Genomic DNA, 21,470 nt, shown 5'->3' with positions numbered 1-21,470 from the left:
GTTAGAACGGGAGATCATCGATCTTGCCGCCCGGCTCATCCTGTGCTGGCGCTCCGCCCGAATCCGGGGCCGATGCTGCCGTGCCGGCGCCGCGTCCGTCGAGCATAACCATCTCGTCCATCACGATCTCTGTCACGTATCGCTTGACACCTTGCTTGTCGTCGTAGTTGCGGTACTGAAGCCGTCCTTCGAGATAGAGCTTGCTCCCCTTTTTCAGATACTCGCCGCAGATTTCGGCCAGTTTCTTCCACGCGACAATGTTGTGCCACTGGGTTCGCTCCTGGGCATTCCCCTGCGGGTCTTTCCACGACTCGTTGGTGGCCACGCTGAACGAGGCCACTGCCACGCCGCCGCTGGTATATCGAAGCTCCGGATCTTTACCAAGGTTGCCGATCAGAATAACCTTGTTTACGCTGCGAGATGCCATAGTAAATCCTCCGCTGGGAACGAATATCGATAGTAGTTGATGAAGCTGAACGCTTTTCTCTACGGCAAGTTATCAGAAAAGCGATTGAATGTCAAGGTGCGGTCGATTGGCGAATTAATGACTGCCAAGTACCAGCTGGATGATATGCAGCTGTGTCGCCGTCAGCACCAGCAATCGATCGCCGGCGTATGCGACGTCTTTGAATGGACCGCGTTCGGTTTTCATTTGCAGATCGGTTGGCCGAAGAGTGCGAACAAGTTCTCCTCTCCCGCCAAACCAGAACAGTGCGGCAGGCGTGACAACGAGTGCTCCGCCGCCGAGAAGACAGAACCCGCACGCATCGTTGAAGGTCCCCACCCCGATCGTCCGGACATAGTGACCGAAATAATCGAACTCGAGAAGGCGATCAGGTTCCAGGACGTACACCTGGTCGTTCAGTCCAACGAGGATTTTTTCAGGCTGCCGCAGCCGCGAGCGTTGATCATCGATGTCGCCGAAGGACCGTTCAAAACGGGTGTTCCCCGCGAATTTGATTACGCGAAGGTTGTCGCCGTCGAGCACGAAGAGATCGCCAAGACGCGAAAGGGCAACGCCGAGAGGGTATCCAAACCGTGCATTGGAAAAGGAGGTGTCACGCGTGGAAAACGAGGAGATAAAGTTGAGATTGCTGTCGAATCGTTGGATGCGATGATTACCGTAGTCGGACACGTAGAGATTCAGCCCGTCCGTGGCCAAACCTGTGGGCTTGTCAAACGTTGTGGACGCCCAGCCATAGCCTCCCACAGAACTGACGGCGGCGTCATCCCCTTTGAGCCGGAAGACCACATTACGCTCGGAGTCGGTGACGTAGATCCACCCCTGAGGAGTCGTGACGAGGCGAGACGCCTGAAGAAACGAACCGAGGATCTGAACTTCTGCGAGCGACGTATCGGTCCGGGTTTCAAAGCCCGGAGCCCCGACACTCAGCAGAAGTGCGACTATTTGAGGAAACGCTGCCAATCAGGATCCTGTAGCTCGCCTCGCTTCGTGGAGTGAACCAGCGTGTAATCACCGAATCCCGATCGATCGACGAAGATAAAATCCACGCCGTTTTCGATGGAATAGTAGTGCCACGTTTCGTACGGTTTGGTGTCCTGCGAGGACGGAAAGCGTTCTATTTCGTCCGGATCGGCATACAGCATCAACACTCTGCCGCGATCGGTCCGCCATCCGGGCCTGCCAAGCGCACGGAATCGTTGGTCGGCGTTGAGGACTCTCTGGAGGTAGACGGAGCGCAGGATGCCCGCCCTCCCTGATCTTCCCGCTTCAACTTCGGACCAGAACTTCGCCAGGAACTCACGGCGTCCGTCCTCCGAAGTGATCTGCGAAAACATCCGTATCTCCTGATCGTACGCGACATACTGGGCCTTGCGAAACTCATCCGCGAGCTCATCTGCCGTCATGCCAGCCAGCTCAGACGATTTGATCGATGCTGCCGCGGGCATTGTGGACTGGATGTGGGGATTGTAGGCGTAGAATGCCTTTTCGGATTGCGTTGTCGTTGTCCCCTTCTCGTCCACGATGACGAGGCGCAGGCGGTACTTGCCCGAGGAAAGGGATGCGACGTTCGACATTCCGGCCTCCACTGCGCTTTTTACTCCGAAATGCCGCGCTTTTAGGGATTCCTTTGCGAGCTTACCATCCGGGCCAACGATCTGTGTTTTCACCACATATGTCTGCGCAGTATCGAGATTGTAGACTTCGCAATAGTGGAACATCATTGGATGCGACGATGCACCGAACACGAGAGTTGGATTCGGAATGACCTCCAAAGAATTCTTGAAGTAGAGATCGTTCTTCTGGTCAGAGTTCTTCACGCTCGAGCACAACTCGAGGTCACTGATGGACGCACTTGCTCCGTAGCTGTGAATCTGAACCGGAATCGAAAGGCTGTCTTTTCGCGTCGGGGAAATAGAATCGACCGCAAACACTTCAAGCCGATAGTCACCGAACGGAAGCGCGTGACCGGCCTGACTGATGCTCACCGATCTGACTGAAATCTGAGAACTGTCCGGGGCAGGGATCAGCACCGTCGAGAGAATATTCACCCGGTATGCGCCGGTTTTCTCCTCCACGACGCGCGTATTCACCTTCAATACGCCCATGCGCTGTCCGTTCCGGTTACCGTAGCTGATCAGGCTCGGGTAGAATCCATAGTAGATTTCGAGATAGCCGCTGGAATCGTTGTTGTGGAATTTCGCATAGTCAATGTTTAGTACAAAGTTCTGTTTCTGCGCCGGTTTCTGGGCCAACCCGGGCGAAACAGCAAAGACCAGCAGCAGAACGAATCCGAATATCCTTTTCATTCCAACTCTCCTTTTGCAGTAATATATCAATACGAAATCAGGTTTGCAAGCAGCCGAAATGCGCCGGGATGGATATTCAGAAGCTGTTGTTGGAGAGCAAGGTCGACGTACGTAAGCGTCCCCGAACCCATGCGCCATTCCGCGATCAGCGGACTTCGATCGAGCTTCGCCTTCAAGGGGACGAGCGCCGTTTCGAGCGCAGGTCCGCTCAGGATGTTGTGTGCACGTCTGAAGAGCCAGAACTCCCAATCCTCCCATGTGATGCGGTTGGGACGCGTGAACACTTGATGGAGAGAATCGCTCTCCACCTCTGCTGCTTCCTCCAACGCATCAGATGAAGTCAGATGGAGCCCCTCAACGAGAGGAGCGGAGTTCCAAATGCCCGCGTCCTGTGCGAGAACAATCAAATGTCCTCCGCCTTCCACAAAGCGCTTGAGATACTGCGCCCACGACACGAGGTCTCTCATCAGCGTCATCGCTCTGCGATCGACGATCGCCACCTTGAACCCTCCCAGCTGTTCCGTCACTGCACGGGCGTTCCTGAGTTCCTTCCACCCTACTCCCAGCCGTCTCAGCGATTCTCCCGTGGTACCGTCCGTGAAGCCGGTGATCAGAGCCACGCGGATGTTTGAATCGACCCGAGCTTCGAACTGCCGCGCGGCGAACTTCGCGACTTTCTTTGTGGCTATGCTGACAGGCACGATGTACGTTCCTTCCCCAAGCGAGCGCTTCCAGTCCAGAACCAAAGTGTCCACCTCAGCTTGGTCCTTCACATTGATCCGGAACTCTTTCTTGCCGCTCGTGGCCAGGGAATCATCTACATAAACGGAGTCCCGCACCCCATCCCGCGAATGGTTGGTATTGCGTACAATCACCTGCTCACCCGGGAAGACGCGAACAATAGGCGTGAGAACTTCGGCGCTGAATCTCTCGGAGTAGAGCATGCGCGTCGTCGCCCGGTACACGAAGTTTTGCTCCCGCGTCTTCGACTTGCACATGATGAAAAACGTCAGATTCTTCCCAACGCTTGTCTGCGTAAGTCCTTCTCCAGCTGCCGGAAGATCATGATCAAGCCGCGACGGGGTCAGGAGGCGGTATGAATCGCGGAGCCGGAGTGCCCGTATCTTGCCGGGCGACTCATCCACATACCACTGTTGTTCTATGAACGGGAAGTAGACCCAGGTGGAGTCTCCGGGCCTGATTCCGGCGACTGAGTCTATCGTCAGGTGCGCCAATTGACGTTCCGTGAGGATCATGGGGTTGACCGAATACCGGACTTCCACGCCGAGCAATGCGAGGCGGAGGCTTTCGAGCGATATCTTCCATTGCATGCAGATTTTGCGCGCCTGTGACGGAAGATCCAGGGGGCGGGTCAGCCGGTCATCGACAGAATCGATCAGGGCAGCCACACGCCGGAGAGCGTCGGTTTGAGAGGCGGTGGACATGGTTCCGCCTGCAATGGTCCGCGCTACGCCCGCGATTCCTGCATCGATTCCCATGATGCGCGCAGGTGCAGGGCGCGGCAATCCCTCATCGACTGATTTCATCTGCCGGGATGGGCGCGGGTAGATGGCCTCATAGGCAATCGGTTGTCCCGATCCGTACCACTGCGTCCGCCGAACGGCGAGCGATGCATATGCTCTTCCTGCCTCCTGGCCAATCATCAGATACGATTTCTTCCAGAACGGATGCACACGGTCGACGGGTACACGCGCGCCAACCCGAGACCCGGTTTCCAGAAGCACTCTGTCGACGTTCCATCGGAACATTTCATCTGCTCCTCCTGCCCTCTTCTCTGCTTCTGTCGGTTCCAGCTTTCGGAGCGCATTGAGCAGTACATCGGCGAGCACTTCGCGCTGCGGGCTCCGTCCGTCGACGGCCCAATCCCGCGCAATCAGAATGACATCCGGGCGAAGATCGGTGAGGAGTTTGTTCAGGCGCATGCGCAGCGTATCGATGCTCCATTGTGACCGGACCACTGCCGTGTCACGGGCAGCGCCAAAATCCTGCATGTTGAGAAAATACTCCTCGCCGCCCAGGTGCGAGAGAGCCGCGGCAGCTTCACTTCTTCGCATCGCGGCAAGGTAGGACGGGTATTCCGCCCGCACATCGCTTTCCCCCGCTTCCCCGTTCGTTACGTAGGCACTGACGATTCTTGCGCCGACGCCTATCCGAAAATATGCCAGCGTTGCAAGGTCTTCATACCCGGGTTGAAGGGAAATGGAGAGCACGTTGAGCCGCGCTCTGGCGTCAAGGGAGCGCTGGTGAAGGGCTTCCTTGCCAGTCTGGGGGAAGTACTGGGCAAACGCCGGCGTGGCTACACCGAGGAAGAAAAAGGCGAACAGTGCACGAATGTTCTTATTCATCGTTCAGAAGGATGTGAAGATTTGGTTTAATTGAAGCGTGATGAGTACATGTCGGTTTGTAGTGATTCAACGCAGAGGCGCGGAGAACGCCAAGTATCGCAGAGCCTCATTCAAGCTTGTTTACGATACGCCGAATTCCTTTGACAAGAATCTCATGATGGAAGTTAATCAGGAGCCCAAGCCTTTTGTCTAGCAGACGCACATATGTTAAAACTTGGGACTTTATGACTGGTGGCAAAACATCCAGTGCCTTCAACTCCACGACAACTTTCTCTTCTACTAGAAAATCAACCCTGTACCCACAATCAAGCTTCAGATTTCGAAAAACAAGCGGCACTGGCTTCTGTCGCTCGAAATGCAGCCCCTGCGACTTCATTTCGGCTGCAAGACATTCTTCATATGCGCTCTCAAGCAACCCTGGACCCAGGGCCCTGTGCACTTCGATCGCACAACCAATAATTCTTTCTGATATATCGTTTTCGTGCAATGCCGTACCCACAGCGAATTCTTGAGTTCAATATCCCGCAATGTTCATCGCTCAGCGATTCTCGGCGGACTCGGCGTCTCAGCGTTGAAAGCCACTATTGTCGAGAAGAGATATCCTCGCATCGCATCTCCAACGCTTGATTGCACCGACTGCAACAAGAACGGCATAAATCTTCGAAAAAGCCACGGGAAACCCTTTGCTCTCCGTCCCCAGAAAAAGAGAGAGGCCGCCATGCTCTGGCGGCCTCTCTGACCTGCTACAGCTGAATCAATCGGCTCAGAACTCGAGCTTCACCGAGAACACCTGGTTCGCGCTGAAGTACTTCGCTGAGCGATATCCATAATCCAGGACCAAATTGATGCCTCCCAGATTATAGCCGAGTCCGAATCCATACGTGGCGCCGTAGATTTCGTTGTCCGAATTTTGCGGGACAGCAGAATATCCACCGCGGCCGTAGAGCTTCACGTCTTCCATTGAGTACGCAAGCTCAAGGCCCCCGTTGTAGGAGTCGAAGTAGAGATTGTTATTCGTGAACGAACCGCTCACGAGAGCATTGAAGTTATCGGCCAGCTTGTAATCATACGACAAGCCGATTTCCACCAATGCCGGGAGCTCGAACGAGGCCGCCTGCAGGAGATAGAATTCCTGCGGACGATTTCCGCCCGTTGCGATCGCCTGACGATAGAGACCCGTGCCCTCGAACTTCATTTGCGGGCCGACATTCTTTACCGCGAGGCCAAGGTTCAGCCCTTGCACACCGACAACTCCGGCATACTGGACTCCGAAATCAAACGCGAATCCCGACGAGGCTACGCGATCGATCTTCTCAGAGATCAGCTTGAGACCGAAGCCGATGGTGATGGCATCCGTCAGGGGACGGGAATAGGCTGCCGAGACAGTGACAAACGTTGGCGAGTAGAAGCGGCCGGACACGTTTTCCGGATCGTCTTCCGTCGTCAACGGGATGTCACCGAACGAGAGCGACTTGATTGTGAAACCGACGTTGCCGAAGCTGCCGAACTTACCGCCGACTGCTCCATAGACAACATTAACATCGGCAATGTATGACATCGATGAAAACATTGCTTCTGCACCACCGTCCATATGGGCAAGGCCGGCTGGATTCCAATACATAGCCTCAACCCCTTTGGTCGTGGAGATGCTTGATCCGCCGAGTGCGAGATCTCTGGCACCCACGGGAATCAGCAGCTCAGGCGCAGCAACAGCTCCCACGCGTTGATGCTGGGCCAAGGCCGGCACCGCCAGAAGCATCACCGCCATGCAGAGCAATACGGCTGCGAAGATTGCTTTCTGTTTCATAAAACTTTCTCCTTGTTATTCAAGTGCGTTGTCGAACCCTGGTTTAGTAGTAATCGAGAACTTCTTGCTGCTGGATGACCGAGAACTTCACCGTCTTTGTCACGCCGATATCCGGCAGTTCAATGTAGGCGATATAGACACCGCTCGCCACGGGATAGTTTCTCGCGTTCATCAGGTCCCAACGCATAAACTGGCTATCTGTGCTCTTATTCAAGGTCCTTACGAGGTGCCCTGCAATGCTGAAGATCCGGATTACAGCGTTCTTTGGCAGATTGTTGAAGGTGACGAAGCGGTCGAACCGGCTCGTCTCTGCTGTATTGGACGCGTAATACGGGTTCGGGAATACACCGATCTTTGCAGCACTGATCGCATCCTGGTCAGCTCCTGACAGAGGAGCGGGGGACGTGAAGTTGTACGTCACCTTCGACGTATTCAGCTTGCCTGCATTGATCTGGAAGTTGTCGCCGTCTGCCCAGGGAGGATCATTACGCCGGGCGCACGTCATCACCCACATCAACGGCATCGTCGCGTTGTTGGAGATGTTGGCTGCCATCAACGGATTCGGCGTCTCTGTGTAGGGCGCAGAGAAGATGAACGCGAACTCACGCGGTACGCTGTTGTCCACAGACGTCAGACCAGGATAGTAGCGACCGTCGATCAAACCGCCGACCACGTTGTTCTCGAAATTGCCGACAGACAAACGAACGGGCGGAGTCACATCGATGTCCCACGCTGAAAACGGCACGGCATAGTTGTAGTCTTGATATGGATAGCCGGAGGCCTTGTTGATGATCCAGGGAGCAAAGGACGGATCTGCGGGCGTGCTTGTGGTGCCTACAGCTCGCAGATATCGATATGATTTGGAATAGTTTGGAGACGACTGCGTCGCTGCTTTTGGATCCCACAATGTCGCAGGAACCGGCGCGAACTTCAGCAGCACCGAATGGTAATCTGCTGGCTTCAAGGTAGTTCCGATGCCACCAAACGCAAGGTGACCGGCCATACCGATTGTGCCATTTGCCACATCGTAGGCAGTCGCATCTCCGGCGTTGCTGAATCCTTCCAGACCGAGGCCAATGAAACCGCCAACAGGAGAAATGCGGCGTGTGCCAGACGGAACTGCGAAGCTCAGCATCCCAGGATTCGGTCCGATGATCTTCACCATCATACCGTCGACGAACAAGTAGTTGTCGTCGCCGCTCTGATTGGTCTGACCGGAAAGCATGACCTTATTGGCCTTCGTGACGTCGATGATGCTCCACTCAGTCGGAGTCTTCGTATCGTCAAACGTGACCTTGTACGTGTCTCCCGTGAGTGCACCTGGATTGATCACGAGCGGTACTGCCTTGCCATCGCTGGCTCCGCCCACGGTGACCTTCAGAGTGTCCCCAAACTTAGCCGTGAACACCTTGCCGAAAGGAACTTTCGGAATAACCGTGATCACGCCGGGGCTTGATTCAAGAGCCGCGATGTATCCGGGCACAGCCGTAACCGAGTACGCCGTGACGCCGAGATAATACGCCTGGCCATTGTACAGCTTCGCGACATCGCGAATGTTGTCCTGTGAAAAGCGGTACAGCCTCTTGACGCCTGCATCCGAACCGAACTGAATCGGTATTTTCAAGAATGCGCCGGATGCGAGATCGAACTGGTCGTTAAGAACCACTTTGATATCGTTGACGACATCATACGTGGCAATGCGCTTCGCATTCGCAAGCGTCGAACCTGCTGAGGGGAACTGGTACACGTTGTAACCCTCGAACGTATAGGATCCGGGTTCGGCAATCTTTGTTTCCGTAGCAAGGACTGCGGCCGCATTGTTGCCCCAATCAAGGATAACCTCGCCGTCCATTTCCGTGAATTTCACAACCGGTGCCGCAGGCGCTTTTGCGACCTTGAAGAGGAGGTCGAATGTCTGCTGCACGGCATTGTCACTCGCCTTCATGACGGAGACGCTGGAAAGACGGTCAGCGCCGATACCCACCACGAAGCCAACATACAGCTCCTGAGACTCGCCCGGGTCCAGTGTAAACGGACCGGTATTCAGAAGAATACGACGGTCGCCCATGACGAATGATGACGAGGTGCCTGCGCCGTCAACAAAGTTGCCCGCGACGATTCCCTTTGTGGGGTCGCCGGAGAGCGGGAACTTCGTCGGATAATGGGTCGCGGGATATGCATACACAACAGGAGGATCGGTAATTGTGCCGAGCGGAGCATAGCCACGCAACATGTTCCACCATTGGCCTGTTCCCGACGGATAGTTTGCAAATCCGGGGTCCGTGTACGGACTTCCGGCAGAGAAGTACGAGAATCCGCTCATGGGAAGATTCTTTTTCCCATAGACTCGCTTGAAGTCCACAACAGCAGAATCTCCCGCGCTGGTGATTGTCGGGCCGGCGAGGAAATCATAACCGGATGACGGAGGTGGCAATCCGAATTTCGTGAAAGTCTTATCGACCGGGTTGCCGTTGTATACAAAGCCCATGCTGCGGGCGCTGTCACAACCGGCGAGGTCGTCGGCAGCGTCACCAAGGTCGATATCCGACCATTGGCAAACATACATGCTATCAAGATAGAAGGCGCCAAAAGTTCCATTGCCAAGATCGACGCCGCCCTTGTTTGTGAATTTCACTCTCTTGAAATAGCAGTTGCCCATGGCATCCGTTCGCTTGTAACCCCAGGTGGTGACCTGGAGCTCGATGCCCTGCGACTCAGAACCTTCGAAACGAAGGGACTGCGCCTTGTCGAGATCGTTGTAGGCGGTCCACATCACCTGATCGGCAGGCGTGTTAGGATCACCGACACCGGGTTCGTCATATTTTCCAGAGACCAGGCTGTCAACCGTGAAATTTGGACCGAACACCGGAGGGGCCTGATAACCGGGTTTCCCGTTTCGCTCGATATACGGAGCGCCAAGGGCGACCGGCCAGTTCTTCCAATCTGTATCATACTGCGCCTTCACGGCATCCATTTCCGACTGCGTGACGTCGGCTTGCTTTGAGTGCTCAAAGCGGGTATACGCATCGAACTGCAATTCAGGATCCGTCATGTAGAAATAGTCACGGCGAACCTTGTAGTAGCGGACGTCCGGCGCATCGGGGCTGGCTGCTTTCGCAGAAGCTCCGACACCGGTCACATAGCCCGCCTTGTTTCCTACGTTTGAAAGATAGGTCGATCCGCCAACACGGATTTTCTGACCTTGTGATGGATTTTTCTTCGCAGCGTCCAGGAATTGCTTGCTACCAAAGACGATTCCGTCTTCGTACACAACGTTTCCGGTTCCTACGGGGTAATACACCCCGTTGTCTGCAGACGGCGAGTGATTGGATTCGCCATCGGATCGACCCCACGTCGTGATATTGTTAATGTTCAGGATCTGGTGCGTGGGAGTACCTGAAACCTTCCCGAGAGACTGCTTGTCGTTTTTGCCGCTGCCGGGTTTCTCGGCTGCGTTTGCGAGCGTCAAGAACAAAACGCTGAGCAACGCGAGCGACAAGTGCAGAATCTTTCTGAAGTTCATCATTACTGAAAACTCCTTTTTAGTTAAAGGGTTCACTACACGATTCATCCTCCCGTTCAGCTGGAGCGGAACAGGATTCGTTTCCCTGATTCAAGCTAGAAGTCCACGCGTGCGCCAACACGGATTTGCCGCGGAGCGCCGTATACGTCACCGACAAAGCTCTGCAAAATACCCCACCGGTTGTCAAGGTTGATCGCCTTATAGAAATCTGTGTAATTCGGGATCGCCTTGTACGACGCGGCGTTCGAGCTCTTCAGCCAGCCATCGTCAAACGGTGTGCCTGTTGACGGGTACACGTTGAGGATCTGCTTGGTGTTCAACACGTTCAGGACGTTGGCATAGATCGTGAAATTGACACTGCCAGCATAGATCGTCTTGTCCCAGTTCAGGTCGATGTTGAAGACCCACGGGGTCGTCGAAGCATTCGCAGGTTCAACCGGGGTTCGTGTCCGGGCATCCAACAACGCCCTGACGCCGATGTTCCATGCGCTTGCCTGACCAAGGTTCTGCGGCTCCTGAATCTTCGTGAAGTTGTGACCGCTGTTGAAGCTCATGAGCACATATAGACCCATGCCTTCAAGGATCGGGCCACCATCACCCTTTGCCCAACGATAGTCAATAACGAGGTTTCCGCGGTTCGCCTGGTTGTAAGGCAACGGCGCGGTGAAGTTCGGGAATCTTGCCTTTGTTTCGTCGGATGTAGCAACGCTATTCGATGCAGAGTTGGCACCAGTTCCCTGAGCGTCCGACAATGTGTAGTTGAGTTTTGCGGACAGCCGGTTTGTTCTTCTCAGCTCGAGCGAAAACTCGATGCCCTTGCTCGTGGCAAAGTCTTCGTTCTGGTACGCTGTGAAGCTGGGATTACCCTGAGAGTCGTAGACACGGCGAAGCTGGATCAGGTTCTTCGTGTCTTTGTAGAAGCCGTTCAGCGAGAACGCAAGGTTGTCCGTCAAATACTGACGGAACCCGACTTCGAACGACGTCGTCCGCTCGGGTTTCACAAACCACGGAGCGCTTCCGCTAAACGGAGAGCGGGTATTCGGGTTCACGATCGTCTGGAAACCGTTGTCACTGCGATACAACTGGCCGAGTGACGGCATCTGCGCGTACTTTCCATACTGCGCAAAGAAGATCGTGCGGTCAGTGACCGGGAACGAGAAGCTGATTCTAGGCAGGAACAGATGGTTCGCTGTCGTCCGCGTAAACGTTCCTGGATCGATATAGTTCAAAGTTTGATTGAGACCGTCCGGATAGACGTAGTCCTGCAGACCGGTAACCGGGTTGGTGGTCGTCGGGACTTCTTTCACGTCTGTATAGGAATACTCGTAGCGAACACCAAAATTCAGCACGAGGTCCTGATACTCAATCTTGTTCTGAATGTACGCTGATGCAAAGGTCGGCTTGTACGGTTTGTCCCACACCGTGGAGCTGCCGTCGACTGTGTAACCGTCCTTCTCATTTCCCAAGTAGTCATAGCCGTACGTCGTGACACCGCCCTGAACAATCGTGCGGGCTCGACGAGCGACTTCGAGGGGGATGCCTTTTGCCAGGTCTGAAGCGTAGACAACCGCATCGGCGTTGACGACACCATTCTGGTCGTTGTCAATCCAGCGGAGGTAGCCCGCAATGTCACTAAAGTTAAACGATCGATACAGCCAGTTCTCGATGCTGCCGCCAGCCTTCAATTCCCATCGGCCGGAGATCTGCGAGGTGAGGTCAATCGTTACCGCAGTTTGAGTCTGGTTGTACTTGCTGTACCCGTTGTTCGGAGCGTCGGGATCGGTGAAAGCGAACTGATAGATCGTAGTCATGTTCGGTGGGCCGGAATACCGGGAGCTCCAGCCGTGGCCATTGTAACCCTTGAAACCAGCCTGAGCGTTCGCCGCGCTGTCCGGATATGCCATCCAGTTGTCGCCAAACACCTTGTCGTACGTCCTGCCCCATTGTTTGGTGTAGGAAATGCCGACCTCGTAGTAGGTGGTCTGGCTGAGGAAGTGCGTCAAACGGAAGTTGCCAAATGCTGTGTTTGCATCGTTCCGTGACATCTTGTCCGGATTGCGGAAAATGGCGGATAATGACGGCCAGTAGCCGCCATTTATATTATTCCGGAACGAGTAGTTGCCGGATACCCTGATCTTCATGGGCAGGTTTGCCAGCTCAGCCATGTCAAAGAGCAGGTTGCCCTGTGCAGTGTTGGTCCAGTCCCAAGTCTGATTCGGATTGGCGTTCTTCAGCATCTCCACCGGACCGGGAAGTGATTCGCCAAGTACACGCGGCGCCCCGAACTCGTCCTGCGTCAGATTCGTGAATGAGAACGGCGTGATGAAACGTGAAGAACCGTTACGCACATAGTTGTATTGATCTGCGAGGAAGAACCGGACGCCGGACATGATCGGACCACTGATGGTTCCGACTGCGTTCTTGTACCCGCGAGAGGTCGTTCCGATGAATTCTTTGCCGGTCTTGGCAAAATCATCGGTCAGGTAATCCACCGACATCTTCAGTTGAGATCCGCCAGTCCTCATCGACGAACGGATGATGCCCGAGTTGGCTCCGCCAAACTCAGCAGTGAATCCGCCGGATTGAAGCTGGACCTCCTGAAGAGCCTCACGGATCAAGCTGACCATTTCGCCCATGCTCGACGGGTCTGTGACGTTCGCACCGTCAACAAAGTAGGCGACTTCACCGCTTCGTCCGCCACGGACGTAGAGGGCGCCTGCCTGTTGAACGACGCCTGCAGACAGAGCAACGATGTTCTGTACTCCGCGGAACGGCAGGGAGGCCACATCAGCCTGATTCGAAATACGGATTGTATTCGTTGTATTGCGCTGAATGAGAGGGCGCTCAGCGATAATTTCAACGCCCTGCACTTGCACGGCAGAACTCGACATCGCGAAGTTCTGTGACTTGGTAAGGCTCGCATTCACCTCGACGTTCGAATACGTCACAGGTGAATAGCCGATGTACGTTGCCTTCACCGTGTAGACTCCTGGTGGGACGCTGAGGATAACGTACTCGCCGTTGACATCGGTCGCCGCACCCAGGTTGGTGCCTTCAACTGTGATGTTGGCACCAATGAGTGCTTCGCCCGACTCCTTGTCCGTGACCTTACCACGCAGCTTGCCATCCTGCGCGACAAGGAGAACGGGAAGAAGAAGCAAAGCGGCTACAGCTAAAAGGAGCTTGCGGAACATAACGTACCTCCTTCGTAAATGAAGAATGTGAATTGTGAAGAGTGGAACACTGTTCTGGGTCGAAGTCCCGGCATTGATTGCAGGGGACTATCGGCGGGTACAACGAGGAAAGGGTATCAAGCTGGTTTTTTCGGACGCGCAAAAACAACACAACGCACCGTCGTCCGAATTAGCAGGTCACCTCCTTCTTGATGGGAATGCTTGCCAGTGAGACGGGTTATTTGCCAAATATGCTTAACTGAATATATAACACGAGAATACGTTTGTCAAGCGGAAATTGTCATTTCGTAACATTATCCTTGACATCATTCCCGGAATCCCTTGGGACGAAATGCACTCAAAGCCGCACAGCCCTTACCTCTGTGACCCCCTCGATCATGCCCACCCTCTCGAGCACACCTTCGCTCAACGGGGTGTCTACATTAATGACCGTGAGCGCCTTCTGACCGGGCTTGTCTCGTCCCAGGGACAGACCCCCGATGTTGATTTTTTCATCTGCCAATGTGGCACCGACGCGAGCCAGCATTCCGGGCTTATCTATATTACTGTAGAATAGAAGGGATCCCTCTGGATTCACTTCGAAGTGGAAGTCATCAATGCGAACGATGCGCGCGTGGGTATTGCTGAAGACGGTCCCCGCCAAACGACGCGCTTCCCTGTCTGTTTCGTACCGCACCGTGATCAGATGCATGTACGAGGGGTGCTCGCTTTCTCTCTCTTCGTCCACAGCGAGCCCCATCTCCCGCGCTATCATACGCGCGTTCACGAGATTCACCGGTTCGGAAATCAATTTCATGAAGGCTCCCTTAAGAACCGCCGCAGTCACAAGGTCGAGCGAAGGAGAAAGAAATGCGCCGCTGCAGGTGACGGAGATTTTTTTCAACTGCCCCGCCATCAATTGAGCCAGGAGACTTCCGAGTTTCTCGGCGAGAGCAACGAAAGGCTTGAGCTCTTTGTTTAGCGCGAGTTGGACCACCTCTCCGTTCACAGCGCCGGCGATGCCCCGCTCGTTCAACATATCAGAAACCTGCACTGCGATCTGACGGGCAACTTTTTCCTGCGCCTCTTCCGTTGACGCACCGAGGTGAGGAGTAGCGATCACGCGCGGATGATGGAACAACGGCTGATCTCCCGGCGGCTCTTTCTCAAAAACGTCGAGGGCTGCCCCGGCCACCTTGCCGGACTGCAAACCCCTGAGCAGCGCATGCTCGTCGACGATTCCCCCGCGAGCGCAGTTGATGATGCGAACCCCGTTTTTGCATTTCACTAATGAATCGTCACCGATAAGTCCTTTCGTTTCATCGTTCAGCGGAGTGTGGAGGGTGATGAAATCGGATCGCTTGAAAATTCCGTCCAGGGACACCAGCTCGATGTTCGCTCTTGCTGCGACCTCGGCGGAGAGCACAGGATCGTATCCGATTGTCACCATGCCAAACGCCTGACAACGCGAGGCGACTTCTCTGCCGATCTTTCCTAAACCTACAATCCCTATCGTTTTCTCTAGAAGTTCTGTGCCGATATAGCTCTTCCGGTCCCACTTCCCCTGCCGGATCGACTCGTTTGCCTGAGGGATATTCCGGGCCATGGAGAGCAGCAACGACATCGTGTGCTCGGCGGCTGAGATCGTGTTGCCGCCGGGAGTGTTCATGACGACGATGCCGTGCCTGGTGGCTGCGTCGACATCAACGTTGTCCACTCCCGCTCCTGCCCTTCCGATGATCTTCAGATTCGGAGCTGCAGCGATAACGTCGGCCGTGACCTTCGTTCCGCTTCTGACAATCAGCACATCGTAATCCGCTATGATCGACTTCAGTTGATCCGGAGAGAGGTTGGGTTTAGAGACAACTTCGAAGCCCTCCGAGGTGAGGATGTCGGAGCAGACCTGTTCAATCGGATCACTTAGAAGGACTTTCAAGGGAATTCTCAGTTTAGAGTTTTGAGTTAGTAGTTTTGAGTTTTGAGTTCCAAGTTCAAATTTCAAAATTGTATTGAGGCAACAGCTGGAATTCTAAATCCGTGACAATCCGCGTTGTTTCCGTGTGATCCGCGGTTAAAGACAAAGCAACCACGGATGACACGGATGAGACGGATCCACACAGATTGTTGTCATGACCTCATCAGAAACGAGGCCTGAGCGGCGCGAACTCCGTTCCCTGATTCAATAGCTGGGTCTTTTTGATTTTCAGTGATTGAGGTGCTTACTAACTCTCTGACAACCGGGGTTGAGGCAACATCTGGAATTCTAAATCCGTGACAATCCGCGCTGTTTCCGTGTGATCCGTGGTTAAATTCAAAGCAACCACGGATGACACGGATGTAACGGATCCACACGGATTGTTATCGCGCGGTCGTAAGGAACGAAGCCTGTGCTGCGCGTAAACCGCTGCCAAGCTCGAACGAATATCCACTCTCGAACAGCACCATCTCGAGCGCCGCGACCATTGTGATCATGTCCAGCTCGTCGTAGTAGCCAAGATGGGAAACCCGGAATAACTTCCCGGCGTATTCGTCCTGGCCGCCTGCAATCGTGATGCCATACTTCTCTTTCAGAGTGGAGTTGAACACCTTCCAGTCAATTCCAGCGGGAAGCCAAACCGGCGTGACCGCAAAGGATGGAGAATCAGAGAAGAGCTTGAGCCCCATTCCCTTGACCCCCTCGCGTAATCCTGTCGCAAGCCGCTCATGTCTTCTCCAGACGTTCTCGATCCCTTCCTTCCGGATCATCTGCAGTGCCGCGTCGAGGCCGATGACCAGCGAGATCGCGGGCGTCCACGGTGTGTCATCATTCTCGTGGCATTTGAGCGCTTTACGAAGGTCGAAATAGAATTTGGGGAGTGTGGATCTCTCCATCGCCTCAACCGCACGCTTGCTAACAGCGACGAACGCCAGCCCCGGAGGAATCATCAGCCATTTTTGGGAACCGGTCACGCAGACATCGATCCCCCATTCGTCAAAACGGAATTCATGCGCGCCGATCGCCGTTATACCGTCAACACAGACGAGCGCATCTGAGTTCTCTCGGATGAGTTTTGCCAGGTTTTTGACATCGGTGGCCGTACCCGTCGAAGTCTCGCTGTGGACGAGATAGACCCCCCTTGCTTGCGGATGCTCCTTCAGGGCGGAAAGCACCTGCCCGGGGGTGGGAGCTTTCCCCCATTCGACCTTGATCTCAACTGCGTTGAGCCCGAAGACCCGCGGCATTTTCACCCAGCGCTCGCCGAACTTTCCTCCGTTGACTGCGATGACGGTGTCTCCCGGGGAGAACAAGCTCACGAACGTTGCCTCCACCCCCCCGGTTCCGGAGCTTGCAAGTGTCAGCACAGGCTGATCGGTTTGGAAAACGTACTTCAGGTTCTGATTGACCCGTTTGAATATCTCCCTGAACTCGGGATGACGGTGATGGATGATCGGCTCAGCCATCTTCAGCATCACTGTTTCCGGAACGGGAGTTGGACCTGGTGTGAATAATCGTTTTTTCATTTGGCAGAAAATCCCGGGATGATTCATAGAAGTGAAGCTCTGAGGAAACATAGCGATCAGGTGCGCGATATGCAACCGCACGCTGTTGTGCTGCGGAAAGTAGTGTGTCGATCCTGTGCTCGAGGGGAAAGGTGTCGCAGGCCGCTTAGAGTCTTCGACTTCGTCCCGACAAAAAGCGCCCAATAGAAGACATCAAGGAATGTCGGGACTGCGCTCAGACTGACGGTGCTTTTCTTTTAGGTAAACCAAAAAACCATAGCCACCCTGAGCGCAGTGGCCGCCGATAGGCGGGCACAGAGTCGAAGAATTGAAGGATGGCACAAACCCGTTACGGTCTTCGACTCCGCTCAGACCGACGGTGCTTTTCTTTTAGGTAAACCAAAAAACCATAGCCACCCTGAGCGCAGTGGCCGCCGATAGGCGGGCACGGAGTCGAAGAATTGGAGGATGGCACAAACCCGTTACGGTCTTCGACTCCGCTCAGACCGACGGTGCTTTTCTTCTAGGTAAACCAAAAAACCATAGCCATCCTGAGCGCAGTGGCCGCCGATAGGCGGGCACGGAGTCGAAGGATGCTCCATGCTTGGCAGAATCGCATGTCCCACCCTAGCAAAAAAAATGCCAAGCATTTCTGGTTGTCTCCTTTTCTTCAGATCGCCTATCATGTGATAAAAGGAGGCGAAAAATGTCAAAGGGCGCGTGGGTCTACATACTTCTATGCAGTGATGCTTCGTATTATACAGGGGTCACCACTAACCTCGATCGGAGGATGGAACAGCACCAGCTCGGCACCTTCCGGGGCTACACGTCGGCTCGTCGGCCGGTGAAACTTGTGTGGCTGTGTGAGTTTCCTGATATCTTTCAGGCGATGGACGTCGAGAAACAAATCAAGGGATGGTCGAGGAAGAAGAAAGAAGCGCTGATCAAAGGAGACTTTGACTTGCTTCACGAACTGGCGCAGTCAAAGGAAATGAGAGAACGGAGAGCTTCGCGGAAAGAGAAACGGGGCTCATCCTCGTGACAGCGCTCCGGACGATTTCGGCGCAGAACAGTCTTCGACTTCGTCCTTCGACTCGCCCAAAGTCAGGGCTCGCTCAGGACTGCGCTCAGACTGACGCAGTTTTTTGCAGCAAACGAAATAACACCACCGTCCTGAGCGCAGCGCCGACGATTCGCAGTCGGCGCGGAGTCGAAGGATGGCACATCAACACAAAGGCCCCGAAGTGATCCGGGGCCTTTGTTGAAACAAAAAATTCTCTCAAGAGTGCGGTCCTTAGACGGCCTCCTTCTTCTGATTCAGTGCGTGGTTCATGTGAACATCAATGAGGCGAAGCAATTCACCCTTGCCTTCGCTCGTGATGATGGAGAACGGCACGATTCCCCGGCATGAACCTTCCGTCAGCTGCTGGTTGAAGCGAACCTTGTAGGCCTCGAGCTGCTTGGTGAGCTTGCTCACGGGCAGCTTGTCGGCTTTCGTCAGGATAAGCAGGTCGGGAATCTCGTAGTACTCGAGCCAGTCCATCATCATGAGATCGAGCGGAGTCGGTTCCTGGCGGGAGTCGATCAGCTGCATACCCAGTGCGATGGGGCGTCCGCGTTTGAGGAAATCCTCGATGAGGCGTTTCCATCCCGCGCGCATCTGTTCCGGCACCTTGGCGTAACCATATCCCGGGAGATCGACGAAATAAAACTGATTGTTGATGATGTAGTAGTTGATTTCCCTGGTCTTGCCCGGCGTGGAGCTCGATCGGGCGAGGCTCTTGCGATTGCACATCTTGTTCAGCAACGACGACTTGCCGACATTCGACCGGCCGATGAACAGGACTTCTTTCAGCTCATTCTTCGGAAGCTGGTGAAGATCCGCTACACCCTGGAGAAATTCAGCAGACGTGATTTTGAGCATGGAGACTTCCCTCTCTTCGACAAAACCAGAAAGAACAGTCTACTCTCACTATTTGGAGTTAGACTCCGCGGCCTTGGGCTCCGACGGTTCAGCGTTTGCCGGCGTTTCCGGTGCGGCTTCTGTCGTTGCCTTTTCGGCTTTCTTTGATGATTCGGGCTTACCCTTCTTTGGTCCCCGCTTGCGAGCTGCAGCAGCTTTTGCCTTTGTCTTTGGCGCAACTTTTTCCTGGCCGGTGTTGAAATCGACCAGTTCCACGATAGCAACTTCAGCGCCGTCACCGTGGCGCCTTCCAAGTTTCACGACGCGCGTGTAGCCTCCGGCGCGTGTTGCCACTTTCGGAGCGATATCGTTGAAGAGTGTGGTCACGGCTTCCCGGTCACGAAGGAACGCGAACACCTCACGGCGTGCATGGACATCTTTCGGCTTTCCATCGCCTTCTTTCGCCACAGCCCGCTTTGCCCGCGTAATGAGCTTCTCCACCACAGACCGGGCTTCTTTCGCCTTCGCCGTCGTTGTGCGTATCTTCTTGTGCCGGATGACCGCCACGCTCAAGGCCGAGAGCGTCGCTTTGCGATGGCTTGCGGTTCTTCCGAGTTTTCGACCTGACTTTCGATGACGCATTCTTCAGTTCCTCTTAGTGATAGCTAAACACAACAGGGCACGAGGTCATTCTGCCGGACATCCAGGCTTACTCGTTGCTGTCTTTCAGATACTTATCCACATCCATCCCAAAATTCAGAGCCAGTTCATCGACGATCGCAGACAACTCGGCGAGCGACTTGCGGCCGAAATTCCGGAATTTCAGAAGTTCCGATTCATCCTTGCGGACGAGATCGGCGATGGTTTTGATATTTGCAGACCGTAAGCAGTTGTGCGAGCGGACCGAAAGCTCCAGTTCATCCACGGACATCTTGAGGGTCTTTCGGATCGATGCCAGCTTCGCCTCTTCTTCGCTCTCCACTTTCTCGGTCTCCGGCTCCGCTTCAAAGTTGATGAAGAGCTGGATGTGATCGCGCAGGATCTTGCCCGCGTGCGTGAGCGCCTCTTCCGGTGAAGTCGATCCGTCTGTCTCGATCTCGAGGATCAACTTCTCGAAATCTGTCTGCCCGCCGACGCGTGTCGGTTCGACAAAGAACCGGACGTTTCTGATCGGCGTGAAAATCGAATCGATCGCAATCGTCCCGATCGGCTGATCCGGGGCCTTGTTCTCTTCGGACGGGACGTATCCCTTGCCGCGGCCGAGCCGGAGCTCGAGTTCGAAGTTGGCTTCCTTGCCGAGCGTGGCGAGGTGAAGTTGCGGATTCAGAACCTCAAGTTCGGCGGAGGCTTTCTGAATGTCACCGGCTTTCAATTCTCCGGGTCCCTTGACAACCAGCGTCACTTTCGTGAGCTTTTTGTTGATGGGTTTCATTCGAACCTGCTTAAGGTTCAAGACCAGATCGGCGACATCTTCCACCACACCTTTGATCGTGGAGAACTCATGCTGGATGCCGTCAACCCGTATGGCAGTAGTCGCCGTTCCGGGAAGTGAAGACAGCAGCACTCGTCGGAAAGAATTGCCAAGCGTAACTCCGAAACCCTTCTCGAGCGGCTGGACAGTGAAGCGCCCAAAGGTTGGGGTCAGGGAGCTCTCGTCGATCTCGATCTTTTCTGGCATCTGAACTAATGCGTTGCTCATAGTTCTCTTTCCTCTCGCTGTTCGCGAGGACGTTGGAGGCTGTCCAAAATGTAGGTCGAAATGTCATTTCGACCACGTTGAGGTTCAAGAATCCTCGATAGTCGAGATTTCCTGAACTAGCAGTAAGGATTGATAGTACTTTCTGGACAGCCTTGATGAAACATTGATGAACGACCGTTAAGGTTACTTCGAATACAACTCGACGATGAGCTGCTCGTTGGCTTGCAGCGGCACATCGGCGCGCTCCGGAACCTGCAAAAATGTTCCGGTCAACGTCGCCTTGTCAAGACTCAGCCAGGGGAGCATTGCCGTATCTTTGACGCGCTTCATCGAGGAATGGATAAGGTCCAGCTTCTTGCTCTTCTCGCGAACCTGGATCACGTCACCCGGATTCAGGAGGTAGGAAGCAATATCAACGACCTGATTGTTGACAGTAAAATGACGATGGAGAATCAGTTGACGGGCCGACTTCCGTGACGGGGCAAGCCCCATCCGGTAGACGACATTGTCAAAGCGGCGTTCAAGCGTCTTAACCAGGATTTCGCCTGTCCGGCCGGTCTGCTTCAACGCGCGCTCAAAGTAGTTCCTGAACTGCGTCTCCAGCAATCCGTATGATCGCTTCACCTTCTGCTTCTCGCGAAGCTGGATCCCGTACTCGGAGATCTTCTGGCGACGGTTCTGGCCGTGTTGTCCCGGCGGAAAAGCCCTTCGTTCTACAGGACATTTTTCCGTGTAGCATTTCGTCCC

Annotated in this window: 14 protein-coding genes and 1 pseudogene; 1 reads left to right on the top strand and 14 read right to left on the bottom strand. The window is 54.5% G+C overall.

What is annotated here, in order from left to right:
* Position 1 precedes the first annotated feature (1 nt).
* The 10 genes from NTU47_07710 to NTU47_07665 all read right to left on the bottom strand — a co-directional run bounded on the left by NTU47_07710 (position 2) and on the right by NTU47_07665 (position 17,142).
* Positions 2-427: a single-stranded DNA-binding protein gene (locus tag NTU47_07710; protein ID MCX6133681.1), complete on the bottom strand. Its 426-nt coding sequence runs from the start codon at positions 425-427 to the stop codon at positions 2-4.
* 114 nt (positions 428-541) lie between these two features.
* Positions 542-1,426 (bottom strand): NHL repeat-containing protein, encoded by an 885-nt coding sequence (locus tag NTU47_07705; GenBank protein MCX6133680.1) that lies wholly within the window; start codon positions 1,424-1,426, stop codon positions 542-544.
* Complete coding sequence (locus tag NTU47_07700) at positions 1,405-2,772, bottom strand: GWxTD domain-containing protein (GenBank protein ID MCX6133679.1); 1,368 nt, start codon at positions 2,770-2,772, stop codon at positions 1,405-1,407. The genes NTU47_07705 and NTU47_07700 overlap by 22 nt, the downstream gene beginning before the upstream one ends.
* A gap of 26 nt (positions 2,773-2,798) precedes the next feature.
* Positions 2,799-5,138 carry a PIG-L family deacetylase gene (locus NTU47_07695; GenBank protein MCX6133678.1) on the bottom strand — a complete coding sequence of 780 codons (2,340 nt, stop codon included), beginning with the start codon at positions 5,136-5,138 and terminating at the stop codon, positions 2,799-2,801.
* 106 nt (positions 5,139-5,244) lie between these two features.
* Positions 5,245-5,637: a GxxExxY protein gene (locus NTU47_07690; GenBank protein ID MCX6133677.1), complete on the bottom strand. Its 393-nt coding sequence runs from the start codon at positions 5,635-5,637 to the stop codon at positions 5,245-5,247.
* Between the two features lie 264 nt (positions 5,638-5,901).
* Complete coding sequence (locus NTU47_07685) at positions 5,902-6,945, bottom strand: PorV/PorQ family protein (protein MCX6133676.1); 1,044 nt, start codon at positions 6,943-6,945, stop codon at positions 5,902-5,904.
* 43 nt (positions 6,946-6,988) lie between these two features.
* On the bottom strand, positions 6,989-10,471 hold the full coding sequence (locus NTU47_07680) for a hypothetical protein (protein MCX6133675.1): 3,483 nt from the start codon (positions 10,469-10,471) through the stop codon (positions 6,989-6,991).
* 92 nt (positions 10,472-10,563) lie between these two features.
* Complete coding sequence (locus NTU47_07675; protein MCX6133674.1) at positions 10,564-13,662, bottom strand: TonB-dependent receptor; 3,099 nt, start codon at positions 13,660-13,662, stop codon at positions 10,564-10,566.
* A gap of 337 nt (positions 13,663-13,999) precedes the next feature.
* Positions 14,000-15,577 carry a phosphoglycerate dehydrogenase gene (gene serA / locus NTU47_07670; GenBank protein ID MCX6133673.1) on the bottom strand — a complete coding sequence of 526 codons (1,578 nt, stop codon included), beginning with the start codon at positions 15,575-15,577 and terminating at the stop codon, positions 14,000-14,002.
* Positions 15,578-15,999: 422 nt separating this feature from the next.
* On the bottom strand, positions 16,000-17,142 hold the full coding sequence (locus NTU47_07665; GenBank protein ID MCX6133672.1) for an alanine--glyoxylate aminotransferase family protein: 1,143 nt from the start codon (positions 17,140-17,142) through the stop codon (positions 16,000-16,002).
* A gap of 685 nt (positions 17,143-17,827) precedes the next feature.
* Between NTU47_07665 and NTU47_07660 the strand changes: the two genes are divergently transcribed.
* The gene (locus NTU47_07660; protein MCX6133671.1) at positions 17,828-18,163 is read left to right on the top strand and encodes a GIY-YIG nuclease family protein; all 336 of its coding nucleotides are present in this window, start codon (positions 17,828-17,830) and stop codon (positions 18,161-18,163) included.
* Positions 18,164-18,415: 252 nt separating this feature from the next.
* Here the strand turns inward: NTU47_07660 and yihA are convergent, their stop codons facing one another.
* The 4 genes and pseudogenes from yihA to rpsD all read right to left on the bottom strand — a co-directional run.
* A complete protein-coding gene (gene yihA / locus NTU47_07655) occupies positions 18,416-19,045 on the bottom strand; it encodes a ribosome biogenesis GTP-binding protein YihA/YsxC (protein ID MCX6133670.1) in 630 nt (209 codons plus the stop codon).
* A 240-nt stretch (positions 19,046-19,285) separates the two neighbouring features.
* A pseudogene (rplQ, locus tag NTU47_07650) lies at positions 19,286-19,666 on the bottom strand (50S ribosomal protein L17).
* Positions 19,667-19,733: 67 nt separating this feature from the next.
* The gene (locus NTU47_07645) at positions 19,734-20,723 is read right to left on the bottom strand and encodes a DNA-directed RNA polymerase subunit alpha (protein MCX6133669.1); all 990 of its coding nucleotides are present in this window, start codon (positions 20,721-20,723) and stop codon (positions 19,734-19,736) included.
* Positions 20,724-20,906: 183 nt separating this feature from the next.
* Positions 20,907-21,470: 30S ribosomal protein S4 (rpsD, locus tag NTU47_07640; protein MCX6133668.1), on the bottom strand; the 564-nt coding region annotated here is incomplete at its 5' end.

It is taken from the genome of Ignavibacteriales bacterium (assembly GCA_026390595.1).
In the GTDB taxonomy this organism is placed as follows: Bacteria; Bacteroidota; Ignavibacteria; order UBA10030; family UBA10030; genus UBA9647.
Note: the sequence above shows the minus strand (reverse complement) of the source record. Positions and strands in the feature narration are given on the sequence as shown.

Excerpts from the sequence above, each read along its gene's own strand:
- NTU47_07710 (MCX6133681.1), bottom strand. The coding sequence starts at position 427 with ATGGCATCTCGCAGCGTAAACAAGGTTATTCTGATCGGCAACCTTGGT.
- NTU47_07700 (MCX6133679.1), bottom strand. The coding sequence starts at position 2,772 with ATGAAAAGGATATTCGGATTCGTTCTGCTGCTGGTCTTTGCTGTTTCG.
- NTU47_07695 (MCX6133678.1), bottom strand. The coding sequence starts at position 5,138 with ATGAATAAGAACATTCGTGCACTGTTCGCCTTTTTCTTCCTCGGTGTA.
- NTU47_07685 (MCX6133676.1), bottom strand. The coding sequence starts at position 6,945 with ATGAAACAGAAAGCAATCTTCGCAGCCGTATTGCTCTGCATGGCGGTG.
- NTU47_07680 (MCX6133675.1), bottom strand. The coding sequence starts at position 10,471 with ATGATGAACTTCAGAAAGATTCTGCACTTGTCGCTCGCGTTGCTCAGC.
- NTU47_07675 (MCX6133674.1), bottom strand. The coding sequence starts at position 13,662 with ATGTTCCGCAAGCTCCTTTTAGCTGTAGCCGCTTTGCTTCTTCTTCCC.
- NTU47_07665 (MCX6133672.1), bottom strand. The coding sequence starts at position 17,142 with ATGAAAAAACGATTATTCACACCAGGTCCAACTCCCGTTCCGGAAACA.
- NTU47_07660 (MCX6133671.1), top strand. The coding sequence starts at position 17,828 with ATGTCAAAGGGCGCGTGGGTCTACATACTTCTATGCAGTGATGCTTCG.
- yihA (MCX6133670.1), bottom strand. The coding sequence starts at position 19,045 with ATGCTCAAAATCACGTCTGCTGAATTTCTCCAGGGTGTAGCGGATCTT.
- NTU47_07645 (MCX6133669.1), bottom strand. The coding sequence starts at position 20,723 with ATGAGCAACGCATTAGTTCAGATGCCAGAAAAGATCGAGATCGACGAG.